The organism is Candidatus Contendobacter odensis Run_B_J11 (assembly GCF_000531125.1).
GTDB classification, from domain to species: Bacteria; Pseudomonadota; Gammaproteobacteria; order Competibacterales; family Competibacteraceae; genus Contendibacter; species Contendibacter odensensis.
The window spans coordinates 1-23,386 of record NZ_CBTK010000311.1; the positions used below are offsets into that span (position 1 = coordinate 1).

Annotated in this window: 19 protein-coding genes; 8 read left to right on the forward strand and 11 right to left on the reverse strand. The window is 59.3% G+C overall.

From position 1 onward, the window contains the following. From mftE to mftB, 7 genes are all read left to right on the forward strand, one after another. The coding region (mftE, locus tag BN874_RS21435) for a mycofactocin biosynthesis peptidyl-dipeptidase MftE (RefSeq protein ID WP_051498185.1) at window positions 1-703 on the forward strand (703 nt) is incomplete at its 5' end. After that, complete coding sequence (mftF, locus tag BN874_RS21440) at window positions 676-2,220, forward strand: mycofactocin biosynthesis glycosyltransferase MftF (RefSeq protein ID WP_081756588.1); 1,545 nt, start codon at window positions 676-678, stop codon at window positions 2,218-2,220. The genes mftE and mftF, both read left to right, overlap by 28 nt. A 152-nt stretch (window positions 2,221-2,372) precedes the next feature. Beyond that, window positions 2,373-2,495, forward strand: coding sequence for a mycofactocin precursor MftA (mftA, locus tag BN874_RS24875; protein ID WP_420886161.1), 123 nt, complete (start codon window positions 2,373-2,375; stop codon window positions 2,493-2,495). Window positions 2,496-2,597: 102 nt separating this feature from the next. Beyond that, window positions 2,598-2,801 carry a hypothetical protein gene (locus BN874_RS21450; RefSeq protein WP_034436977.1) on the forward strand — a complete coding sequence of 68 codons (204 nt, stop codon included), beginning with the start codon at window positions 2,598-2,600 and terminating at the stop codon, window positions 2,799-2,801. Between the two features lie 16 nt (window positions 2,802-2,817). Continuing rightward, the gene (locus BN874_RS21455) at window positions 2,818-3,927 is read left to right on the forward strand and encodes an FIST signal transduction protein (protein WP_034436978.1); all 1,110 of its coding nucleotides are present in this window, start codon (window positions 2,818-2,820) and stop codon (window positions 3,925-3,927) included. 114 nt (window positions 3,928-4,041) lie between these two features. Continuing rightward, window positions 4,042-4,851: a mycofactocin-coupled SDR family oxidoreductase gene (locus tag BN874_RS21460; RefSeq protein WP_034436979.1), complete on the forward strand. Its 810-nt coding sequence runs from the start codon at window positions 4,042-4,044 to the stop codon at window positions 4,849-4,851. After that, complete coding sequence (mftB, locus tag BN874_RS21465) at window positions 4,848-5,135, forward strand: mycofactocin biosynthesis chaperone MftB (protein WP_034436980.1); 288 nt, start codon at window positions 4,848-4,850, stop codon at window positions 5,133-5,135. The genes BN874_RS21460 and mftB overlap by 4 nt, the downstream gene beginning before the upstream one ends. Before the next feature lie 40 nt (window positions 5,136-5,175). Here mftB and BN874_RS21470 read toward each other — a convergent pair whose 3' ends face one another. Both BN874_RS21470 and BN874_RS21475 read right to left on the reverse strand, forming a co-directional pair. Continuing rightward, entirely contained in the window at window positions 5,176-7,161 is a 1,986-nt protein-coding gene (locus BN874_RS21470; protein ID WP_230314520.1) for a sigma-54-dependent Fis family transcriptional regulator, read from the reverse strand. Window positions 7,162-7,379: 218 nt separating this feature from the next. Beyond that, complete coding sequence (locus BN874_RS21475; RefSeq protein WP_034436981.1) at window positions 7,380-8,228, reverse strand: DUF72 domain-containing protein; 849 nt, start codon at window positions 8,226-8,228, stop codon at window positions 7,380-7,382. Between the two features lie 723 nt (window positions 8,229-8,951). On the opposite strand from BN874_RS21475, the gene pta reads away from it, so the two are divergent. Next, entirely contained in the window at window positions 8,952-11,114 is a 2,163-nt protein-coding gene (gene pta / locus BN874_RS21480) for a phosphate acetyltransferase (protein WP_034436982.1), read from the forward strand. Window positions 11,115-11,271: 157 nt separating this feature from the next. On the opposite strand, the gene BN874_RS21485 is transcribed toward pta, so the two are convergent. The 9 genes from BN874_RS21485 to coaD form a co-directional block, all read right to left on the reverse strand. Continuing rightward, window positions 11,272-16,260, reverse strand: coding sequence for a diguanylate cyclase (locus tag BN874_RS21485; RefSeq protein ID WP_034436983.1), 4,989 nt, complete (start codon window positions 16,258-16,260; stop codon window positions 11,272-11,274). Window positions 16,261-16,448: 188 nt separating this feature from the next. Further along, complete coding sequence (locus BN874_RS21490) at window positions 16,449-17,045, reverse strand: class I SAM-dependent methyltransferase (protein ID WP_051498186.1); 597 nt, start codon at window positions 17,043-17,045, stop codon at window positions 16,449-16,451. Then, window positions 17,042-17,434, reverse strand: a complete 393-nt coding sequence (locus tag BN874_RS21495) for a hypothetical protein (RefSeq protein WP_034436984.1) — start codon at window positions 17,432-17,434, stop codon at window positions 17,042-17,044. The genes BN874_RS21490 and BN874_RS21495 overlap by 4 nt, the downstream gene beginning before the upstream one ends. Window positions 17,435-17,929: 495 nt before the next feature. Further along, on the reverse strand, window positions 17,930-19,216 hold the full coding sequence (locus BN874_RS21505; protein ID WP_230314521.1) for an MmgE/PrpD family protein: 1,287 nt from the start codon (window positions 19,214-19,216) through the stop codon (window positions 17,930-17,932). A gap of 152 nt (window positions 19,217-19,368) precedes the next feature. Next, the gene (locus tag BN874_RS21510) at window positions 19,369-20,352 is read right to left on the reverse strand and encodes a CHAD domain-containing protein (protein WP_051498187.1); all 984 of its coding nucleotides are present in this window, start codon (window positions 20,350-20,352) and stop codon (window positions 19,369-19,371) included. A gap of 84 nt (window positions 20,353-20,436) precedes the next feature. Next, a complete protein-coding gene (locus tag BN874_RS21515; RefSeq protein WP_034436988.1) occupies window positions 20,437-21,390 on the reverse strand; it encodes a M23 family metallopeptidase in 954 nt (317 codons plus the stop codon). Between the two features lie 22 nt (window positions 21,391-21,412). After that, window positions 21,413-22,072, reverse strand: coding sequence for an NAD(P)H-binding protein (locus tag BN874_RS21520; protein ID WP_034436990.1), 660 nt, complete (start codon window positions 22,070-22,072; stop codon window positions 21,413-21,415). Window positions 22,073-22,392: 320 nt separating this feature from the next. After that, window positions 22,393-22,644, reverse strand: coding sequence for a YfhL family 4Fe-4S dicluster ferredoxin (locus tag BN874_RS21525; protein ID WP_034436992.1), 252 nt, complete (start codon window positions 22,642-22,644; stop codon window positions 22,393-22,395). A 116-nt stretch (window positions 22,645-22,760) separates the two neighbouring features. After that, on the reverse strand, window positions 22,761-23,249 hold the full coding sequence (gene coaD / locus BN874_RS21530) for a pantetheine-phosphate adenylyltransferase (protein ID WP_034436994.1): 489 nt from the start codon (window positions 23,247-23,249) through the stop codon (window positions 22,761-22,763). Window positions 23,250-23,386 lie beyond the last annotated feature (137 nt).

Consider the following 23,386-nt stretch of genomic DNA (forward strand, 5'->3'; position numbering starts at 1 on the left):
CGTTACCACGGTGATTCTGCCGCTGGGCGCGACCGAGCAGCACGGCCCGCATTTGCCGCTGGGCACCGACACCTGGCGGGCGGTCGCGCTGGCCGAGCGGTTGGCCAAGCAGTTGCCGGTGCTGGTCGCGCCGGTGATCCCTATCGGCTGTTCCGATGAACACAGCGGTTTTGCCGGGTTATTGAGTCTGGAAGCGGCAACGCTGGCGGCGGTGATCGTGGATTGTGCCCGGCGCATGGCCGATTGGGGCATCCGGCGCTTGGTGGTGCTATCGGCGCATGGCGGTAACGGTCAGGCGCTGGCGCTGGCAGCAACACGGTTGCGGCAGGAAATGCCGCAGTTAGCGCTATGGATTCCCGATGCGATGATGGTGTGTGGCGATGCGGTGCTGGCCATCGCGGCTAAGGCCGGTATCCCGTTGACGGCGGTTGGCCTTCATGCCGGCGAATGGGAAACCTCGGAGCTGCTGTGCCTGCGCCCGGAACAGGTGCGGATGGATCAGGCGACACCCGGTTATATCGGCGATATGGATGCGGCACTGGCGCAATTGGTGGCGAATGGCACCTTGGCGCTGACTTCAACCGGGGTGGTAGGCGATCCCCGGCGGGCAGACGCTGATCGAGGCGAGCGGTATCTGGCGGCGCAGGCCGCGTGTTATGCAGCAGCGTTGACGCAATGGCTTATCCAAACCGACCAGAGTTGAACATGGAACAGCGGGGTGATTCCAGCGACATTGGAACCGCACTGTTGCCGGTTCTGCCGCCTGTCCAACCGGCGCGCTATGTCTTGCAACCGGGTCTGAACATTGTGGCCGACGACCAGGGCGGAGTGCTGCTCTGTCTGCGGCCGCTGCTGGCGCTGCGGTTAAATCGGCAGGCGATGACTCTGCTTAGCGCGTTGCGGCAACCGCGCAGCAGCGCCGAACTGGCCGCTGATGTTCCCGGAATGACGCCCGCTGCGATCACTGCCTTTCTGGACGGTCTGCTGCGTCGGCGCTTGCTGCTTTGGCATCCGCCCAGCCTCACGCGGTGGCTGAAGGTCTCGATCATCGTGCCGGCGCACGGTCGCGCCGAAGCTACTCGTCATTGTGTGCAGTCGCTGCTGGCGCTGGATTATCCGGCTGACTGCCGCGAAATCATCGTGGTGGACGATGCGTCCATGCCACCGTTAGGCGAAGTTTTGCACGACCTGCCGATCACCCTACTGCGGCAGGAACGCAACATCGGCCAATCCGCCGCCCGCAATTTGGCCGCGGCGATGGCAAGCGGTACGGTGCTGGCCTTCATTGATAACGACTGTGTGGCGGAACCGGACTGGCTGCGAACTTTGCTGCCCTATCTGGCTGATCCGTCAGTTGCCATAGTCGGGGGCCGGGTTGTCGCCCCGCCGGTTCGCGGCGCAGTGGCCGCATTCGAGGCGGTGCGCTCGCCGCTGGACATGGGCACAGTGGCCACCGAAGTGACGCCAACGGCGGCAGTGTCCTATCTGCCCACCTGCAACCTGCTGGTGCGGCGTGATGCGTTGCTGGCCCACGGCGGTTTCGATGCGGCGCTGCGGGTGGGCGAAGATGTCGATTTCATCTGGCGAATCCTGCGTAGCGGTACCCGCGCCTGGTACGCGCCGACCGGTCGAGTGGTGCATCACCATCGAGTGCGTTGGGGCGACTGGCTGCGCCGCCGCGCCGACTACGGCTCCTCCGAAGCCGATCTGCAACAGCGCTACCCCGAGGGGTGGCGACAAATGCACCTGCCGCGAATTAGTTTGTTATTGCTGCTCATGGTGGCGCTGATGCCGTGGTTGGGGACAGCGGGACTGTGGCCCGGAGTTGCCGCTGTAGCGTTGTTCGGCGCGGAACTGGTCAAGAAACAGCGGGCGTTACGGCGGATCGGAGTCACGCTGCCGGTCGCTCCAGTCGCCGGCGCGCTAAGTCGGGAACATGCAGCGGCTCTTTATCACTTGAGCGCCAATGTGGTGCGTTATTACAGCCTGCCGCTGCTGGCTATCGGCGGGATGCAGCCTGCGTTATTGCCGACCATCATTTTGCTGCTGGCGGTCGCGCCGCTGGCCGATTATCAACGGCTGCAACCCCGGCTGCCGTTGCTGATGTTTGTCGGCTTGTACTGGCTGGAATTGGTGGCGTATCAACTTGGAATCTGGCGCGGCTGCTGGCAGCGCCGCACCTTGCGCCCGTTATTGCCGCGTCTGATTTGGCAGAGATAACCCGCAATCACTCATTTACCAAACTATCCTTAATCTTTGTAGTACCCCTGTTGATTGCCAACCTGAAGGAGATCGTTTCAATGTTTATTCCTGTCGAGCAACGCCCGGAGACTTCTGCTCTCTCTAGTCCATCCATCGCAACCGCCACGCCAATTTCCGCGCTGACCGATAGTGCAGTAGCGCGGCGTACTGAACCCTCGGTAGAGCCGCCGCAGGTAACAGAAGAACTGCTGATCGAAGAGGTCAGCATTGACGGTATGTGCGGCGTTTACTGAGGCCAGTGCCGACCGGTTCCGAGTGGAATCGGTCGGTGGTACGGCTGCTGTGAGTAACTTTCCTATCCATTTGTCCATAATAAGAAATTTGAAGGAGGAGCCATGCCGGGACTCGTCAAAAAAATGATCGACGCCATCGTTCTCGAACGGTCGAAAGGGAATGTAGTGATCGCAAACTCGACGCGAACCAAACTGTTATTGAAGGGAATTGATCCTCTCAAATATACGCCGACCACTGAGGACGATGCCGCCATAATTGCCAAGGTGCGAACTGCGGCGCTTGATTTTGGTGTAAGACTCTCCTGAACCAGGATATAACAACATGTCTATTCAGACCGCCTATTCTTCACAGGCTTCACCTGCGGAAGCAGTTGCGGATGTGAAAAAGCAGCTCGGTTCCGAGCCGCTAAAACTATTGCTGTTCTTTGCGTCCACCCAGTATGACCCAACTGTGCTGGCGAAGGCGGTTAATGACGCATTCCCCGGAACGCCACACTTGGGCTGCACCACGGCAGGTGAAATTACTTCGGGATTGATGCTCGAAAAGAGTCTCGTAGTTATGGCATTTGGTACTGACGCCTTGGCCGATGTCAACATTCAACTGGTTTTAGAGCCAGCGAATCCGGCAGCGGTCATGCAGGCGCTAATGAACTTCGAGCAACATTTCGGCGAGCCAATAGCGGCCCTCGACATGGATCGCTATGTTGGGCTGGTGCTGGTTGATGGCATGGGCGGTGCCGAAGAAACCTTGATGGAAGGGCTGGGCGATGCGACCGACGTGCTTTTCGTCGGCGGATCCGCAGGCGACGATCTGGCGTTCAAGGCAACCTGGGTTTTCTCCGGGGGTTTGGCGCACTCGAATGCCGCTGTTTTGGCAATACTGCGGCCAACCGGACGCTTTGGCTTTATCAAGACTCAAAGTTTTATTACCTTGCCAAAGAAGTTGGTCGCAACACAGGTGGATGAACCCAATCGTCGGGTGTTGGAATTTGACGGTAAACCGGCGGCGGTCGCTTATGCCGAGGCGCTTTCGGTTTCAGTGGCGGATGCCAGCAAGCGGTTTATGCGTAATCCGGTCGGTCTAATGGCTGGCGATGAGCCTTTTGTGCGAAGCCCGCAACGGTTTGATGGCAATGCGATGGTCTTTTACTGCAATGTAAAGGAAGGTATGGAATTGTCTCTGCTGGAATCACGCGATATTGTAGAGGACACGACCAAAGCGATTGAGGCCAAGCAGAAAGAGTTGGGCACTTTTTCAGCGATAGTCAATTTCAACTGTATTCTGCGCACTCTCGAATTAAAGGCGGCAGGACAGATGGACGCTTACGGCAAGGTGTTCGCGGGAGTGCCAACGATTGGCTTTAGCACTTACGGCGAAGAGTTTCTTGGTCATATCAATCAGACCGCGACCATGCTGGTCTTTGCCCGTTGATACCCTTTCTCGGTGAAATAGGTAAAGTGAAGCGTACTCATCGAAAAAGCGATTGTTGGGTACGCTTCGCTTTGCCCAACCTACACGCTAAACGCATCTGAAAAGGCGCTGGATATGGGCAAACTGGAAGGCAAAGTAGCGTTTATCACCGGGGCGGGACGCGGCCAAGGCCGAGCGCATGCGGTGCTAATGGCGCGAGAGGGAGCCGACATTGCAGCACTGGACATCTGCCATGATCTCCCCTATCCGCGTTATTCGCTGGCGGTGCGCAGCGACTTGGAGGAAACCGCCCGCCAGGTGCGGGAGTACGGCCGCCAGGCGCTGGAACTGGTGGCCGATGTGCGCGATAGCGCGGCCATGGCCTCTGCGGTCAAACAGACAATCGCCGCGTTCGGGCACATTGACATTCTGGTCTGTAATGCCGGTATCGCCGATATGGCGCTGACCTGGGACATTACCGAAGAGTGGTGGGATATGATGATCGATGTCAATCTCAAGGGCTATTGGCTGGCGGTGAAATACGTGGTCCCGCAGATGCTGGCCCAGCAGACCGGCGGCAGTATTGTGATGACTTCTTCGGTAGCCGGATTACGCGGCGAACCCGGCATGGCTCACTACTGCGCCTCGAAATGGGGAGTCATCGGGCTGGCCAATTCACTGGCGCAAGAACTGGCTCCGCATAACATCACCGTCAATACCCTGCATCCTACCGCCGTTAATACGGCCATCATCGCCGGCATGGCCCAAGCCGCCGACATGGCGACTGAGGATCTGGTCGAATTCATCCGCCACAGTAACGCGCTGCCGGTCAAGCTGATCGAAGCGGAAGATGTCGCCAATGCTGCCTTATGGCTGGTGTCGGAGGAAGCGCGCTATGTGACCGGGCAGAAACTCAATATTGACGCTGGCAGGATGCTCAAATGAACCCGGCTGTCGATCTGACTGTTTATTACCGATTGGCTCCGGGTGTGGCAATCCGCCCGGAGCGCTTCGGCGGTCTGGTTTACCGCTATGACAACCGTCGCCTCTATTTCCTGCATTCCCATCAGGCCGTCGAGTTCGTGAACAGTCTGGACGGCAGTCGTTCGTTGCAGGAGACCTTGGATGATTTCCTGGCTTCCCGGGAAATGCCGCCGTCCGCCAGCGAGGCGCTGGTTAAAACGGTCGTGAAATTGGAGCAATTGGGCATTCTGACGCATTCTGGGTAAAACCGGATTCTCGCTCATGAGACTGACTGCCCCAATGGCTTTAGGGTATCGGGTATTCGCGTGGTTGAATGCCGTGTTTGCGCATCTTGCGGTACAGAGTATTGCGACTGAAGCCCAACTGCGCGGCGGTATTGGTGATATTCCAGCTATGGCGGTCCAGTTCGCTTAACAACGCTTCTCGCTCAGCGTGCGCGAGACCTCCAGTGACCGTAGCGCTCGGTATCGCCGCGCCATAACCCAATGTTCGCCGCGCTGAGTCGTGAGGAGTCAGACCGGTAATTTCCACCGGCAGATTTTCGAGCCGGATACATTGGTCATCACACAGCGCCGCTGCGGTGCGCAGCACATTGCGAAGCTGGCGGATATTGCCAGGCCAGGAATACGCATTCAGCGCCGCCAGAGCCTCCTCGGCGATGCGCACGAGGGTACCATCGCTTTCCGCAACCAGCAGACTGCGAATCAGCAGTAGCCGGTCGCTGCGCTCGCGCAGAGCGGGCAACTTCAGCTCCAGACCATTCAATCGGTAATAGAGATCTTCCCGAAACGTTCCGGTTGTAATGTGTTCCTGCAAATTGCGATGGGTGGCGCTGATTAAAAACACATCCACCGGCACCGGCGTATCGCTGCCGAGCGGCAGTACCTCCTTTTCTTCCAGCACCCGCAGCAACCGGGTTTGCAGCGCGGGCGGCATATCGCCGATCTCGTCCAGAAACAGGGTGCCGCCGTGAGCTTGCAGAATTTTGCCGCGCCGGCCTTCCTGGCGGGCGCCAGTAAAGGCGCCGTATTTGTAGCCAAACAACTCGCTTTCGATCAGGGTTTCCGGGATCGAGGCGCAGTTCACGGCCACGAAGGGTTTGCCGGCGCGGGCGCTGGCGTCGTGAATCGCTTTGGTGAAGGCCTCCTTGCCGGTGCCGGTTTCACCCGTCAACAGAATGTTGACGCGCTTGTTCATGACTCGCCGGGCGCAATCGGCGTTATAAGCCATCAGCGGGTCTCTCCCGGCCAAACCCTCCAGGGTTTTCATCGGCGGGGATAAAGGCTCGGTTTCGGGGATACCCAGATTTAGCCGGCCTTTGGATGACTGTCGTTCAGGCTCGTGCAGCAGGGTAAAAAACCGGTGGCCGGTCGCATCACCGAGGGGCCATAGCGTTCTGGGCTGGCCGCAGGCGTGTCTCAGCAGGGTATCCAGATCAATGGTGAAAAGGGTGTCGATCCGCTGGCCAACGATCTGATGGCGGGGCTGCTGAACCTGATCCGATGCGCTCTGATTGGCGGCCAGAATGCGACCGCAGTCATCAAAAGCCAGCAAGCCCTCGCTGCCCTGGCCCATGAATTCAGGCCGGTGATGGAAGCGCAGTACCCATTGTTGGCGAAACACCCGTAAGAAGAAACTGTGTTCAATCATCCGGGCGCTCAAGGCGGCCAGTGCAAGGGTATGAAACTGGCTTTGCTTGGAATCCTGTGAACTGACCGAGGAGATATCCAGCACCGCCAGCAGTTGCTTCTGGGGATCGAAAATCGGCGCTGCCGAACAGGTGAGTTGGGTATGCCGACTGCGAAAATGCTCGTTGCAGTGGACGGTCAGGGCGCGCTGTTCAATCAGGGCGGTGCCGATGCCGTTGGTCCCTTCGTTTTCCTCGTTCCAGATGGCGCCCGGCCACAGACCCACCTGTTCAAAAGGTCTGCTCAAGCTGGCATCGCAAATCCAGTTGACAATCACGCCATCGCGATCGGTCAGGATCACGGCAAAGCCTGATCCGGCGATCCGCTGATAGAGGCTGTCCATTTCGATCTGGGCGATTTCCAGAAAATCATCCAGCCGTTGCTGATGTTCGCGCAAACGGATCTGTTCAAGTACCTGGGTCTGATGGGAATGGACCGAATCAAGACCGTAGTTGTTGACACAGCGGATCCAGGAACGGGCAATGCTGGCCTCCGGCGAAGCGCCAGTTTTGGTGCCCTGCACCACCGACAGAATATGTGCCGCGTGCGCGGTCGTCTCCTCCAATATAGTTCCTCTTTTCACAGCAGCCTCCCCATCTAGCGTAGGGTCAAAACCATCACCGGGTGCCGAACGGGTTGTTGCTCAGCGTCGATGAACGCCTAACCGGGTGCCTGAACGGAAATGATGGAAACCTGCGAGGTAAATGAAGCTGCGCCGTCGCTTTTCTGCGTAGACACCCATCCTTGAATATAGACCCTTGTAGAACCTTTGCACGTTGCTGTAAGTGATGGCTTGCTTTATCAACGGATCAACGATGACGGTAATATACCCACCGCAGGACAGCGTGCGCGCAGCCCTTCGTGAACCCTTCGGGCCAGGCGCGGAGCTTGCCGGTTATTTGGGGTGTGGGCGAAAAAATACGGTTCCCGGCCCTCATTCAGCCACAGTTCCAGTTTATCCAGCCACGGTTCCAGAAACGGCCGGTTTGCTTCCGGATCGGGATGGCCGATGTAGCGGATAAACGGACGTGGTCCCAGACTGATGGCGTGAACCGGTAGTCGCGGCTTCTTGCCTTGCGCGGTTCGGGTGTCGGGATCGGTGGGATCGGCGCTGAACAGGGCGCGACTGTCCAGCATCACCCGATCCATGCCTCGATCCAGCAGCAGCCGATTCAATAGCCGTTCTTCCTCGCCCTTGGCGAAGAACGCCCGATGCCGCACCTCGACTGCGTACTGAAATTCCGTAGGCAACGCCAGCAGATAATCACGCAGCACAGGCAATTCTATCGGGCCGAAACTGGGCGGTAATTGCAGGAAGCACGGCCCCAAATGACCGGTTTGCGCCAGCGGGGACAGCCGTTCCAAAAACTCCGTCGTCTCCGCCGCGACCGTGCGCAACCGCCGTTCGTGACTGATGACACGCGGAAATTTGAAGCAGAACCGGAATCCCGGCGCAGCTTCGTCCTGCCAGCGGCTAATGATTTCCGGCTTGGGCAACCCGTAGAAACAATTATTGCCCTCCACTGTGTTGAACACCGCCGAATACTGACGCAAGAACTCGCCGGGTTTGGCGTTGGCGGTAAACAACTCGCCGATCCAGTCGCGGTTGCTCCAGACCGGACAGCCAAGGTAATAGCGGGCAAGGGTCATGAGGGATAGCGGCTGATGGGGTGAGTCATGATGATTTCTGGTTAGCTTTAGCGATGCCTAGCGTAGTGCAACTCACCCGCTCAGGAAAAGTGAGAGCATCCGGTGCGGCCTTGCACCGCCCACGCACTACTGCTGATGCAGCGATATTCAGCCCTCCTGCCTTCACCCGTGATCCAGGGCAATCACACTATGGGGTATTCGGGACAGGGGCCCTCAATCAAGAGGCGCACCCGGTCATCATCACTGAGTACGGCGCGGAGTTTTCGGCTACGGATACTGCCGCGTAGGGGGCCGTTATGACGCAGCACATTTCCAGTAGCGCCAGCAGGTCCGGGATGACGTTGATTTCGTTTGATTTATCTGCCACAGCCTGCTGCGCCAAGACTCAGCACGCCCGGCCAGCGAACGCGCTCCAGTCCTCCACCCAGCTCAGTACCGCACACAGGACCATCATCAAAATATCATGCCGTTTGTGCAGTTTATTGCGCGTTTCCCGGCAGGGATCGGGCAAATCGGCAAAATACGGGCGTGGGTCGAGCCGTTAAGGCAGCATGCGGTTTCTCCATCCGATCAATCCCGTCCCGTCGCCCGACCATCCCTCTCCTGTCAACCTCCCACAGAGTACGATTGCCCTGACCCGTCATCCTCCAGCAGCAGGATCAAAAACCGACTCGTTGTATGCTATATTGCACTGCAACATCTTTCACCCAAGAGTGAATGACCATGGCTACCGCAATTCTTGTCGTTCCCACCGAACAACGGGTCGGACTCACCACTGTGGCCCTCGGTTTGGTCCACGCACTCGACCGCGAGGGCATTCCGGTCGGCTTCTGCAAACCCATCAGCCAACCGCATGCCACCGATACCGGGCCGGAACGCTCGACCCGGCTGGCGCGGATTGTTACCAGCCTGAATCCGCCGGAACCGATCTCGGTCACTCAAACCGAGAACTTGCTGGGGCATGACCACGAGAACGTGCTGCTGGAAGAAGTCATTGCCCGCTACGAGCAAGCCGCCCAGAACGCCAGCGTGGTGGTGGTTGAAGGGCTGATGGATACTGAAGAGCAATCCTACGGCACCCCGCTCAACGCCAAGATGGCGCGGAGCCTGGATGCCAAAATTATCATTGTCACTGCGCCCGGTCGTGATACCCCGCGCCAGGTCGCTGACACGGTGGAAGTCGTCGCCCGAGCCTATGGCGGTATCCGCCACGAACGGATGATCGGTTGCATCCTCAATCTGCTGGATGCGCCGGTGGATCCGACCGGTCATATCCGCTTCGATTTCAGCCGCGCCGAGAACGGCTACGATCCCAGCCACGAGGCCGAATTTCGTAGCGAATGCGCTCGCCACTGGCCGGAAACCTTCAAGCTGCTGGGCTGCGTTCCTTGGCAACGTGACCTGATCGCGCCGCGAGTGCAGGACATCATGCACATGATTGATGCCCAGGCTCTTTACGAAGGGCATCTGGATCGGCGAGTCACCCACGTTGTCCTGGGCGCTGGCACCTTGGCCAATAGCTGTAAGGAGTTGCGACCGGGGGCACTGGTCATTATCCCCGGTGACCGGGACGATCTGCTGCTGGCCGTTTGCATGGCCGCGATGAGCGGTACTCATGTCGCAGCGGTATTGCTAACCGGGGGTGTTAAACCCGACCCGCGCCTGTGGAAGCTGTGCGGGCCGGCGCTCGACACCGGCTTGCCGGTGTTGACTATTGCCTACGGCGCCATGCAGTCGGTGCTGTACCTGCCCTACATCAACCTGGAAATTCCGCTTGACGACCGCGACCGGATGCAGCGGGCGGTGGCCGCAGTCGCCTCACACATCACTTTGGACTGGAAGGAACCGCTGCTGGCCAACCTCGAGGAACGGCGGCTTAGCCCGCCCGCATTCCAGCACATGTTGGTGGATCGCGCCCGGCGGGCCAGCAAACGGGTCATCCTGCCCGAAGGCAATGAACCGCGCACCATTGAGGCGGCCATCATCTGTCACCAGCGTGGCCTGGCTCGCTGTGTGCTGCTCGGCGACGCCGCGCGGATGCACCGGCTGGCGGCGCGGCGCGGCATGTCCATCCCACCGGACATCGAGATCATCGATCCCACCCAAATCGGGCAGCGCTACATCGACGCAATGGTGGATTTACGCCAGCACAAGGGACTGACGGCGGGGCTGGCTGAGGAGCAGTTGCACGATCCGGTGGTGCTGGGCACGGTGATGTTGCAACTGGGCGAAGTGGACGGGTTGGTGTCCGGCGCGGTTCACACCACTGCCAACACCATCCGCCCGGCTCTGCAATTGATCAAGACCGCGCCCGGCGTCAAGCTGGTCTCGTCAGTCTTCTTTATGTGTCTGCCGGAACAGGTGCTGGTCTACGGCGATTGCGCCATCAACATCAACCCGAATGCCGATGAACTGGCCGACATTGCGATCCAGAGTGCCGAGTCGGCCAAGGCTTTTGGGATTACACCACGGGTGGCGATGCTGAGCTACAGCACCGGCGCGTCCGGCAGCGGCAGCGATGTGGAAAAGATCAAGGAAGCGACTCGCATCGCCCGGGAACGGCGCCCGGATTTGCTGATTGACGGTCCTTTGCAGTACGACGCAGCCGCTATCAAGGATGTGGCGCAGAGCAAAGCGCCGGACAGTCAGGTGGCGGGGCGAGCTACGGTGTTTATCTTCCCCGATCTCAACACCGGAAATACCACCTACAAGGCAGTACAGCGCAGCGCCGACGTGATCAGCATTGGCCCGATGCTACAGGGCTTGCGCAAGCCGGTGAACGATCTATCGCGGGGGGCACTGGTGGAAGATATTGTATTCACTATCGCCCTGACCGCGATTCAGGCCGAACAGGCGACGGAATTGGAGCGTGCCGCCCGGAGGTAGGCATCAGGCTAGTGCTTCAACCGGGCTGGATGGATGAATTGTAGGGTGGATAAGCGCAGCGCATCCACCTGAGCCGGTAGGTGGATGCGGCGCAGAGCGCCTTATCCACCCTACCTATCCCTGATTTCATTTGAGGTCGGTTGATGCACTAGGGGGTTCAGGGCGCAGGCGCTACCCGGTTCCGGCCCGCATGTTTGGCCTGATAGAGCCGGGTGTCCGCTTCGACGATCAGGTCATTGGGCGACGCATCCGGTTCCGGGATCCGCCAGGCCACGCCAATACTGACTGTTACCACCGACGCAGCACTGTTGTGGGCATGGGGAATCTGGCAGGCCGCTACCGCTGCCCCCAATTTCTGGGCGACTTCGAGCGCCTCTGGCGCTGTCAGGCCAGGCAACACCACCACGAACTCCTCGCCACCATAGCGGGCCACCAGATCATTGACCCGCTGCACCGTCACCGCCAGCGCCTGGGCAACCTGCCGCAAACAATCATCCCCGGCCTGATGCCCATAATGGTCGTTGTAGGTTTTGAAATGATCGACATCGATCATGGCGACGGCTAATGGCAAACCCTGACGAATCGCCCGTGTCCATTCCGTGTTCCAGACCGCGTCGAATTTGCGCCGGTTAGCGATGCCGGTCAGTCCATCGTATTCGCTCAGTTGTTGCAACTGGCGATTGGCCTCGGACAGCTCATGAGTTCGCTCCGCGACCTGCCGCTCCAGACTTTCATAAAGCCGGGCATTTTCAATGGCAATGGCGGCCTGAGCGGAGAGCATCTTCAGAATCTGGATGCGGCCAGGAGCGAAGGCCCCGGCAAGCTGATTGTTTTCCAGATACAGCACCCCGTTCAGGCGGTTCTGCGCCAGCAACGGCAGACAGAATACCGAACGGACGCCTTGCCGCTGGACATAGGGGTCACGGCAAAAAGCCGAGTCCTGACCGGCATCGTCCAGCGTCAAATCCTGCCGGGTGCGGATCACATAGCGGATCGCCGATTCGCAGACCATCGTCGAATCCGCCAGCGGGATCTGCTTCAGTTGGGCATTTCGATCCAGCACACTGGCTTGGGCGACGATTAACCAGTGATCCATATCGGGCAGCAACAAGTAACCCCGCTCCGCGCCAGCGTTTTCAATGACAATCGCCATCAGCTTCTGCAACAGGCCGTCGATCTGGATTTCGCTGGACAGGGCCAGCGACGCCTTGAGGACGGTATCGAGATCCAGCCGGTGCGTGGAAAGGGCGGAAGTAGACTGGCCGCTGGACGAGGCGCTGACCGGCAGCCGCGCTACGGCGGCGCTGGTCAACAGTCCCGCAAATTCCTGATTCAGCGCCTGGGCCTTGCCGGTCGCTCCCCACTGGTAATAGTGGAAGACCGCTTCCTCCAGCTCCGGTTTGGCCCGTTTGCGCTGATCCTGTTGCAGATGGAGCCGTCCCGCCCGTTCCAGACTCAGCGCCAGTCCCAGCGGTCGGTGATACCGACGGGCCAGCGCGGCGGCGCGAACGTAGCCAGCGAGGGCGTCTGCCGGGCGCTGGCTCATTCGGGCCTGTTCCGCCCGCAACAGTTGCTCTTGCCAGGCGAAGTTGTCCGGGCAGTTGGCCGTCCACACGGTGAAGTCGGCAATCGCTTCGCCTAAAGTGCTGGCGATCCGTACTTGTTCCGCCGCATCCGCTGGCTCATGCACTGAGGCCCCGGCCAGCGCCCGGTAAAAGGTGAAGACGGTGGTTTCATACAAAATCGGGATGTACTGCATCCAGTCGGCATGCGCCGTCGCAAAGTCCCAGGCCGCCCGCCATTGACCGAACAGGTAGAGCAACTGAATCTTGAAATTCAGAAAATACGCTAGACCGTGGCCGAAGCGGGTTGCCGGGTGTTGCCAGCGCTCCAGCCAGGCGGTTTCGTCGATCTCGTCGGTACTCAGCGAGGTGAGGTCTCGCCCTTTGCCCTTGAGCCGTTGCAGGAACAGTTGGCAGAACCGTTCGCTCATCAGGAACGGCGAACCGCTCTTGGCATAGAACGCCAGACTGATCGCGCATTCCTCCAGCGCCTTGTCCACCGTCAGCGCGGCCAGGGTGGTTTTGGGGATCATGGTGCGGGCATAGCCGGCGAACACCAGGTTGCCATTTTCGATCCCGTACTGATAGGCCTGCTGATAGACCTCGATCTGTTCCGCCAGCGGTTGCACCCAGTGCAGAGCGCAGACGGCATACAGAAACGTGACCTGGGCGCGGATGCGCGGATTGGGATAACGCTCGTTCAGGCGCATCGCCAGTGCGCCCAGCGCGTAAGCATCCTGATAATTGCCGAACTGCCGGACAATCAGCACCGTCGCCCAGGCAAAACCAATCGCCGACATGGCATTGTGGCCGTAGCGCATCGACCGGTTGACGACTTCCATCACGATGTGCGGGAACAAGCTGGGGACGGCGATGTAGGTGCCATCGGTCAGAATCGCCATCAGCCGGATAATGCCATCCTGCTCCCGGTCGGCGATATCGGCCAGCTCGATCAAGTCGCCCATCGGGCGCTGATTCAGCAAGCGGGAATACTCGGCCATCTGCTGCCCAAAATCGGCGGCCAGCCCGGCCTCATCGTTGGCGTCAGGCAGGGTCACGCCGAACAGGCGCAGGGCGGTTCGTGCCACCTCCACCAGATCGTTATATTTACCCAACTGATTGTACTGAATGATTTTTTGCAGGTAGATGTCGGCCTGATCGTAGCGGTCGGCGGCGTGCGCCAGCGCCTCGTTAAGGTCGGCCTCGGCGGCGGCGAACTGGCCTAGCAAATAGGCCGCGTCGGCCCGTTCCCGGTAAATCTCCAGCGTATGGCGATAGTGCGCTGTCCAGCAGTCGGCGGCCAGTAGCTCAGCCGCCACCTGAAAATGGCGCAGCGCCGGTTCGTAGGCGGTCGCGGCTTTGGCCTTGCGCCCGGCCTGAAGATTGAGCAGGGAACACTGGAACCGTTCGTCTGGGTCATCAATCAGCGCCAGCACCGCATTCAAATGCCCGGTAATATCGAACAGGTGTTCGTCGAGTTCCGCCGGACTGGCGCGATACCAGAGTTGGCGACCAATTTTCAGATGCAGCGGCCCGATGTCCGCCGGGGCAATCAGCGAATAGGCCGCCTGCTGAACCCGGTCATGCAGAAACCGGAACTCGGTTTTGGCGGTGACCACCAGCCCCTCCTGGATCGCCTCCCACAGATCGCTGCCGGTCGCGATCTCAGTCCGATCCTGAATCGCCGCCAGCACCGTCAAAGCAAAGCGATTGCCGATGCAGGCGGCAATCTGTAGCGCTTGCCGGGTTAATGGACTCATCCGGCAGATTTTCCCCGCCATCAAATCCACCACGTTATCGGTGATGCCGGCGGCTTCAATCTGCGCCATATCCCACTGCCAGCGCCCATTGGCCGGGTCCAGCCGGAACCAGCCCTGATCGTGGAGTTCCTTGAGAAACTGGGCGACGAAAAACGGATTGCCGCCGGTTTTCTCCAGCAGCAGTCGTGTCAGTGGGTGCGTGGCCGCCGACGGTTGATGCAGCGTGTCGGCGATCATCTGATTCAGATCGTCGGGTTCGAGCGGGCCGAGCAGGATGGTTTCAACCGAAGCTAATTCATCGCGAATGTGGTTCAGGGTCAGCGCCAGCGGGTGGGACGCCGACACCTCGTTATCCCGATAGGCGCCAATCATCAGCAGGTTGCGGCTATCCGGGTTGGCGCACAACAGCTCCATCAGCGCGAGCGACGCCGCATCGACCCATTGCAAATCATCCAGGAAGACGACCAGCGGATGTTCAGGGCGGGCGAACACCCCGATGAACTGCTGAAAGGACCGGCTAAAGCGATGCTGCGCCTCGGCGGATCCCAGTTCTGGCGCTGGCGGCTGCGGCCCGATGATCCACTCCACATCGGGAATCACGTCAATAATCACCCGGGCATTGCTGCCCAGCGCGGCCATCAGCGTCTCCCGCCAGTGCTGAATCTGCTCTTCCCGCTCGCTCAGCATCTGGCTGACCAGCCGGCGAAACGCCTGAATCAGGGCGGAAAACGGAATATCCCGCTGAAACTGATCATGCTTGCCGGCAATGAAAAAGCCGCGCTTTAGCACCAGCGACTTTTGCACCTCGTTGACCAGCGAGGTTTTACCGATGCCCGAATAGCCACCCACCAGCAGCAACTCGGAACGCCCCACGGTGATCCGATCAAAGGCGTCCAGCAGCCGGCGGGTTTCCCGGTGGCGGCCATACAGTCGGTGAGCGACCTGAAAATAACGAGACACGTCACACCGGCCCAGTTCCAGCTTCGGCAGCGGCTCACCGGAACTCGCCGCTGCCTGCAAAGCGATCAAATCCTGCATCACCCCGTAGGCGCTCTGGTAGCGATCCTCGGCCTTCTTCTCCAACAGTTTCATCACCAGCTCGGACAGCACCGGCGGGATTGCGGCATTCAGGACAGCGGGGGCAACCGGTGGGCGGGCGATATGGCAATGCACCATCTCCAGCGGATCGGTGGTCACAAAGGGCAGCGTTCCGGTCAGCATCCGGTAATAGCACACCCCCAGCGAGTAGAAATCGGTGCGGTAATCGATGGCGCGGTTCATCCGTCCGGTCTGTTCGGGCGATACATAGGGCAAGGTGCCTTCGATCAGTTCCGGGGTGCAGGCTTCCTGGGTTTCAACCCCGATCAGGGTGGACAGCCCGAAATCGGTCAGCTTCACCAACGCCGTTTCGGGATGAATCAGCACATTAGCCGGATTGAGGTCCTTATGGATGATCCGTTGCCCGTGCATCTGGTCCAGACCTTCGGCCATCTGAATGGCGACCGGCAGGAACTCCGGCAGCGCCATGCGATTTTCCCCCAACCACTGATCCAGATCGCCAGCGCCATAATCTTCCTCAATGATGGCGAACCCGGAACGGTACTGGACGAGGTCATGCATCTTGACGATCCGGCTCAAATTCAGGGCGGCCAGCAGGTTATATTCGTTCTGGTAGCGCAGGTTTTCCCGAACGGAAAAGCTGGAAGATGAGGGCGTTTTGATCACGACCGGCAGCGCATCGGATGTCCGCCAGCCGCGAAAGACCTGACTGTGACTGCTCTCGTAAATCATTTCCCGAATGGAATAGCCGTCAACCGGTTGCATTTTTGGTCATCCTTAACATCGAGATTTTCCGCGAGAAATCCCGGAGTTCATGCGACCTTAAATGAAATCAGGGATAGGTAGGGTGGATAAGGCGCTCTGCGCCACATCCACCAAGCGGCTCAGGTGGATGCGCTACGCTTATCCACCCTACCCTTACGTCAATCCAGCCCGGTTGAAGCACTAGGGGTTCATTCCCGCTCGAACACTTCCACCCGCGCCGGTGGCAGATTGCCCCAGACGATCTTGCTCGATACCCGCCGGAAGCAGGGCAGCAACCGGTCGCGGGTACCGCGCAAGTTATAGGTGAACTGAATCAGCAGGCCGCCGGACTTGATGAGCATCTCGAATTGATGGCTGATAGCGCGGGTGGTCGCGGGATGCAGCGAGCGCAAGGGTAAGCTGGACACGATGCTGCCAATGCCCTGCGCGTGGTCGTGACCCAGCAATTGGGTCAGGTGCGCGGCGTCGCCCTGGATGACGCGCAGTTGCGGAAACCGCTGGCGCAGATGATTAACCAGCGTCGGCGAGCGTTCCACCACCACCAGCTTCCACGGTGGCACCCCGTGCTTGAGCAATGCGGTGGTGACCGCACCGGTTCCTCCGCCCAGTTCCACGACCAATCCCTCCTGATCCAGCGGCACCCACGACGCCATCCGGCTTGCCAGCGAGGGTGTGCTGGGGCAGGCCGCGCCCATGGCCCGTGGATTCGCCCAGATTTCCCGGGTAAACAGCGCCAACGAAGCGGCGCCGGGATTTTGCAGTAGAACCTTGACGAAACGTTTCATAAGGGGTTGCGCAATTGTTCCTGCTCAGCTTCGAACAATACCGAGGCGATCTGATGCAAGCCTTCCTCTTCGGCCAGTTCAGAGATTTCCTCCCAGGAGGCGCCGCGATCAATTGCTGCTGCCGTTCGGCTGTTCTCAGGCAGATCCTTGCGAGCCTCATGGATGAAGGTCTCAGTGGCTTTCGCTGAATCCTCAACGACATCCAAGCCATCCCGCAAGGCTTCCTGCTCAGCTTCGAAGAGTACCGATACCAGCTTGTGCAAGCCTTCCTCTTCGGCCAGCTCGGAAATTTCTTCCAGGCTGGCACCGCGATCAATTGCAATGGCTGTCCTGCTGTTATTGGGCAAATTATCCCGGAATGACCGGAGCATTTGGCTGATGTTTTTCATCTCCACGGAATCGGATTCCCTCTGTAGTTACGGTTCGTGTCTGTGTGCGCCACAGTCTAAAGCGGCGCTTTGGAAATGCCAACCTCACCGACGCGCCTGCCCCATTCTGGATTTTACTAGGAGCGAATCCGCTCCATTCGCCGCGCTTCCGCCTCGATAAACAGGCCGATGAGGTCGAAACCACTGCTGCAGCGCAGAGTTGGTTCGCACTCCTTGCCAGCCTGTGCCTGGACCAGTGTGTCGTAACCGGTCGGTTGTTCTCGGAGTCCAAAAGAAAAAAGGCCGGGTAAAAGCACCCGGCCAAAAACCACCAAAGGAGGATGTGTAGCAAACAGAGGAGAATAAAGAAACGCCTGCTACACGGTTGATATTCTAACAAAAAATTTAGAGTAAACATACTACATTCCGTTGTTTTTCGGCAAAAAACAACATTTTGTTTCAAAAACAACCAGTTATCGCCGGATTTTTTGTTGCACTGCGGGAGTAAATTGACTTTCAAAGCAATTCTGGTAACGCTGCATCATCAGACAGCGCCAGAATCGCATCAATCAGTCGGTCTGGCTCGCGCACCCTGCCCTGGTTCATCAACATTCGCGCTTTGGCGATCAGTTCAATCGGTGATAATGCCGCCTCAGGATCGCCCTTGGCATGGGTTCGCCGTACTGTCAGACGTTCGCCGCCCCGCACCGTCACGGTTACCGCGCTGCCCCAGGCCTGCGGATAGGCCGAGGCATAGGGATCGGCCACTCGCACTATCACCCGTCCACGCAACTCTGCCAGTTCCACTCGCGCTGGCGCAGTGAACGCAGCGAAATCCACAGGTTCTCGCGTCAGCGCCGCTGCTACGCAATGCTGGAGCGAGAATTTGGCTTCGTAATCGCTTTGCGGCTGCGGCCGGTCGCAGACATCCAGCGCCGCCGGATAGGTCTCCACCTCTACCTGCTCGATCGTGCCCGCCACGATGCGGTGGCGCAATTCCTGCGCGGCGTCGATGGCCGGATGGGTATGACGGCAGGACGGCCAGGGTTTAATCGAAGTGAGCAACAGTTGCCAGGGACCGTCCGGGGCGCGGGTCACGGCATCGGGATCCGGATCCGGACAAGTGGCGGCGAACCAGCCCTTTGCGCCTTCCAGCATCGACGCTGGCCCGGTGAAGCCGTAGCGCGCCAGATCCGCCGCCAGTACCCCCGCCTCCGCCGCCCGCCCGGCATGCAGGTGTTTGGTCATGGTTCCGGCTTCCAGAAATTGCCAGAGTCCCGATGACTGGGCGCCGGCGTTACCCAGAGCATGGACCGTCGCTGGTAGATCAAGATGCAACAGCGCTGCTGTCGCCATGGCAGAGCCGTAAGGGCCACAGGTTGCGGTGTTGTGCCAGAGCCGGTAATGGGAAGGCCCAACCGCCATGCCGACCCGAGTAGCCGCCTCGAAACCCCACAGCACCGCCCGCAGCATGGCATGGCCGCGAATGCCTTCTCGCGCTGCTACAGCCCAAGCGGCCGGCACCACTACGCAACCCGGATGCACTACCGAAGCTCGGTGCAGATCGTCCGTTTCCAGAATGTGAGTCAATGTCCCCAGCAGGAAAGCGCGGCGCGCAGCGTCGGTCGGCAAGGTGGCCTCGGCCCAGCGCAACAGAATCGCGCCCGGCTCGCTCGTCCGTCCCGCCAGCGCGTTCGCTATCGCATCCAGGGTCAGTAATGCTGCATGTTCCAGATCGGGTGGCGCAATCGGCTTGGCGACGATCAATTCGGTTAACTGCTGGGTCAGGGTTCTATCGCTCAATAGCATTCTCCTGAAGTTCCGGGGATACGAAAACACGCAACACGGGATTTTTTGCAAGTCAGCAGCATAGAAACACCTCTCCGATTAATGTACCCAATCTGATGGTTAACGGTGATAAATTTGAATAGAGCGGCTATCCAGACGCTTGCCGGTCAGTCCTTCCAAGGTCGTTCACATTCCATGAATCGCTGCCAGACCTCGACAAACTGGTGTTCGTGTACATCCAATCGGCAACCGTACCAGCCTTCAATAACCTGGCGGGCGGCTGAAGCGGCAGTAAGCCGCGCCTCGTCCAGCAAGCGCCGTGTCACCGCAATGTCGTTCATGATCCCCAGGCAATCCTGCAACCGAGCCAGCGCGTTCAGGTAAGTTTTGACTGCGGGAGCAGGATAGAGACTGGCGAAAAAATCCAGTGCATAGCGCAATTCCTTGATGCGGATGCGCAGCCCATGCCGTTCTTCGGCAGACAATTTGGCGAATTGATCGGCGCGCTGGGTGACTCGCCGGTAGTTGTGTCCAAGCAGCGGCGTAGCAAAGTCCAGCACCGGTTGTGCCAGCCGCTTCCGCTGTTCATCACTCAAACTACCCTGCCAGGCGCGCTGTTCCAGCCAGTCGGCCAACCCCTGGATCAGTTGCCGATAGCGGGAATCATGCACGGTCTCGCACAAGCTGCGACGGTGGTTCTGGCGAATCGCCTCAGCCTTGGCTCGAAACAGCAGCAAACCGCGCTTGCGCGGGAAGTGTGCGAATACCGGCGGCATTCCTTCGTCCAGGAATACATCCCAGTCACGGGCAGGTCCCAGAAAGCTATTCAGCCAGCGAATACCCTCGACCGATCCAGCGCTGGCTTCGCGAGGAATCAGCGGGCGGAACAATTTGAGAGCAGAACGTAACCGTCGGAATGCAACCCGCATCTGATGAACCCCCTCGATCTGCTCATCCAGCACTGCGGGCTGGTTGGCTTCGGCATGGCGCAGGCAGGCTCCGACGATGGCGGCGAAAGTCTCCTCGCTGGTGGCGGCGGATGGCAATGTGACCGGACTGGCTTTGACCGAGGTGATGCTTTTTGTAGCCATGGGATTCGGCGGGTGACAAGGCAGGTAATAGGCGATACGGAACGGGTCAGTGGCATTCATCCCCGCCGGCGGTGTTCTTATTAGCGCAGAGATTCAAGATCATAGTTCATTGATGACTCGCACATCTTGATACTCTATCCCAGATCACGGCGCGGTCAGCAGCATTCCTTCCACTGGGGTAATGCCGTGTCCATCCTGACGGGCGAACTCGAAGGGCACCGACACCAGTTCCATCCCGGCGTTACGCTGAATCACGAAATGCAAATGTGGGCCGGTGGAAAAACCGGTATTGCCGGAGTTCGCCAGCCAGGCGCTGCGCTCCACCCGTTGCCCGGGCGTGACTCGCACCGAATCGGCTTGAAGGTGCGCATACACCGCCATCGTGCCGTCCTGATGCAGAATGCGCACCGCGTTGGCGCGGCTCTGGTACTTCGGATCGGTGCCGCCATCCAGAAAATCGGCGGCAATTTCCATGACCACGCCGGCGCGGGCGGCTCGCACCGGCGTCCCCAGCGGCAGGGCAATGTCCACCGCGTAACGGCTTTGCGGATGTTGGTGGCTGAACGCCCCATTGAAGGCTTGGCTGATGCCGAACCGCTGTCCCGAAGCGAACGGCGGCGCGTAGGGCTGATCGGGCTGGTGTACCGCAGCGGGATCGCCCAGCACCGCCCGTATCTGGTACGCATAGCGCCAGCGCGGGCCGGTGGGCTTGAACATGACGGCGCTCGCCTCCGTTCGGGCCGGCGCGACCACTCGCACGGGTAGCGCTGGATCGGCGCGCATGTTCTCCAGAGTTTCGGCACTGATTTCTACTTCGAGCGGGCCGTAATAGTCATTGACCACCGCCAGGATGGGGGCATCCGGCGCGCCACGATTGCGGATACTGATCTTGGTTGGCAGTTCCTGAACCGGGAGCGGGCGAACCTCCGCCGGAGTGTCCGCTGCCGGTGGCCGGTCGGTGAAGACCCAGGCGCCGGACGCATTCTGGTATTTGTAGAGGCTCTTCGCCGAAGCCAGCGGTATACCCGGCGGGCCAAACAGGGCGATCCCGATCAGCCCCGCCAGACCCGCTATCCACCGCTGTTGCCGCGCTTTCATCCGAAATCGCCCGCTTTCGCCATCATTCGTTGAAATGGTGGATATGCACGCCTTCCTGATCGCTCTTGGCCAATTCCACCATCCGGGCAGCGACGGTTTCTGCCGACACCGGCTTATAGCGGCTGAGCGAACCCCACATAAACAGTGACCAAACCGGCGCGAGTTGTTTGCTCCAGTCCTCAGCCGGGCGGGCTTCATGGCGTTCACCCAGCAGCAGCGAGGGTCGCAGGATATGCACCGTCTTGAACGGCAATTCACTCACCGCCGCCTCGGCCCGGCCCTTGACCCGGTTATAGAACACTGGCGAACTGGGATCAGCGCCCACTACCGATACCAGCACCAAGCGGGACGCGCCCCGTGCTGCCGCCAGTCGAGCCAGTTCGGCGACGTAGATATGATCCACCTTGGCGAACGCCTCCGGCGATCCCGCTGCCCGATGGGTGGTGCCCAGACAGCAGAGGACGGCATCGGCAGCCATCACCTGAGCATGGTCGCGGAGATGGTCGAAATCGACCTGATAAACTGTCAGTTTCGGATCGGTTCGCGCCAACGGTCGGCGGGCCAGTACCGTGACCTTGCTGAAGCTCTCATCCGCTAATAATCGGCTCAGGCAATGGTCGCCTGTCAGGCCGGTCGCACCCACCAGCAATACCCGTAATCCTCCTTGTTGTTGCGCTGCCATCGTTGATTTACTCCCATTTGAAACATGCGATTGAAACCGTTGCCGGGCGGTGTCGTACCCGAAAGATTTCTCCTGAGTTAAGGATAGTCGCGGTTCATGCTTTTTCAGGCGGGTTCGCGGCATTTACGGCGGGGAATGCTGCTGGGTTTGCGGCTTCGATGACGGGGAAGACTGAATTTAGCCGGTAGGCGGTTGAGCCGGCGTGACGCAGAGAAGCCCGCTGGCAGTGGCTCAAGACCAAAAGTTGAAGGTTGGGAGAACCGGATCAATTCTCCCAACCCTTTTGATCAAGGCAGGCAGCGCGTGAGCGCCGGAGGGATTCAGGCCGCCTGGGTCAGACGCTCGTACTTGGCGCGTAATTGCTGGTCGGTTTCGGGATGTTGGGGATCCAGAATGATGCAATCTACCGGGCAGACCTCAATACATTGCGCGGTTTCAAAGTGGCCTATGCACTGAGTGCAGCGGTTTGGATCGATTTCGTAGATTTCCTCGCCCTGGAAAATGGCTTCGTTGGGACATTCGGGTTCACACACGTCGCAATTGATGCATTCGTCGGTGATCATCAGCGCCATGACTGGCTCCTCATTGTTCTGAAAGTGCCCGCAGTTGCGGGACTCGTCGGCATCTCTCGGAAAACCTAGTGCGACTGTCGCGGTAGCCGCGCTAAATTTCCGAGCATTTTACTCGATTATTTTCGGGATGCGAATTTTGTCGCCAGCGCCGCTGCAACCTTGGGATGAACAAACGGCGCAATGTTGCCGCCCAATTTAGCGACTTCACGCACCAGGCTGGAGGAAATGAAGGAATACTGTTCAGCGGGGGTCAAAAAGATGGACTCGACCTGGGGATCCAACCGGCGATTCATGCTGGCCAACTGAAACTCGAACTCGAAATCGGACACAGCACGCAGGCCACGCAGAATGACGTGAGCTCCGATGCTTTTAGCGTAATTCACCAGCAGGATGTCGAAACCGCGAATCTCGACCTTGGGCAGATGCGCCAACGCCTCACTCGCCAAAGCGACTCGTTCTTCCAATGAAAACAGCGGTTGCTTGTTGGGATTGGCGGCGACGCTGACGATCAGTCGATCAAACATGCGGGCGCCGCGCTCAACCAAATCGGCATGACCATTGGTAATAGGATCGAAGGTGCCGGGGTAAATGGCGAAAACAGACATGGAGGTTCCTGGCGGGGCAAAGAGTGGCGCAGATTATCGGGAAAGCGACACCGCATGGCAACCGAAGGGTCATCCTCTCACCACCTATCAGTTTTAGGTAAAATTTGAAGCGGATAGGCTTTAGGTTGAGAGGAACG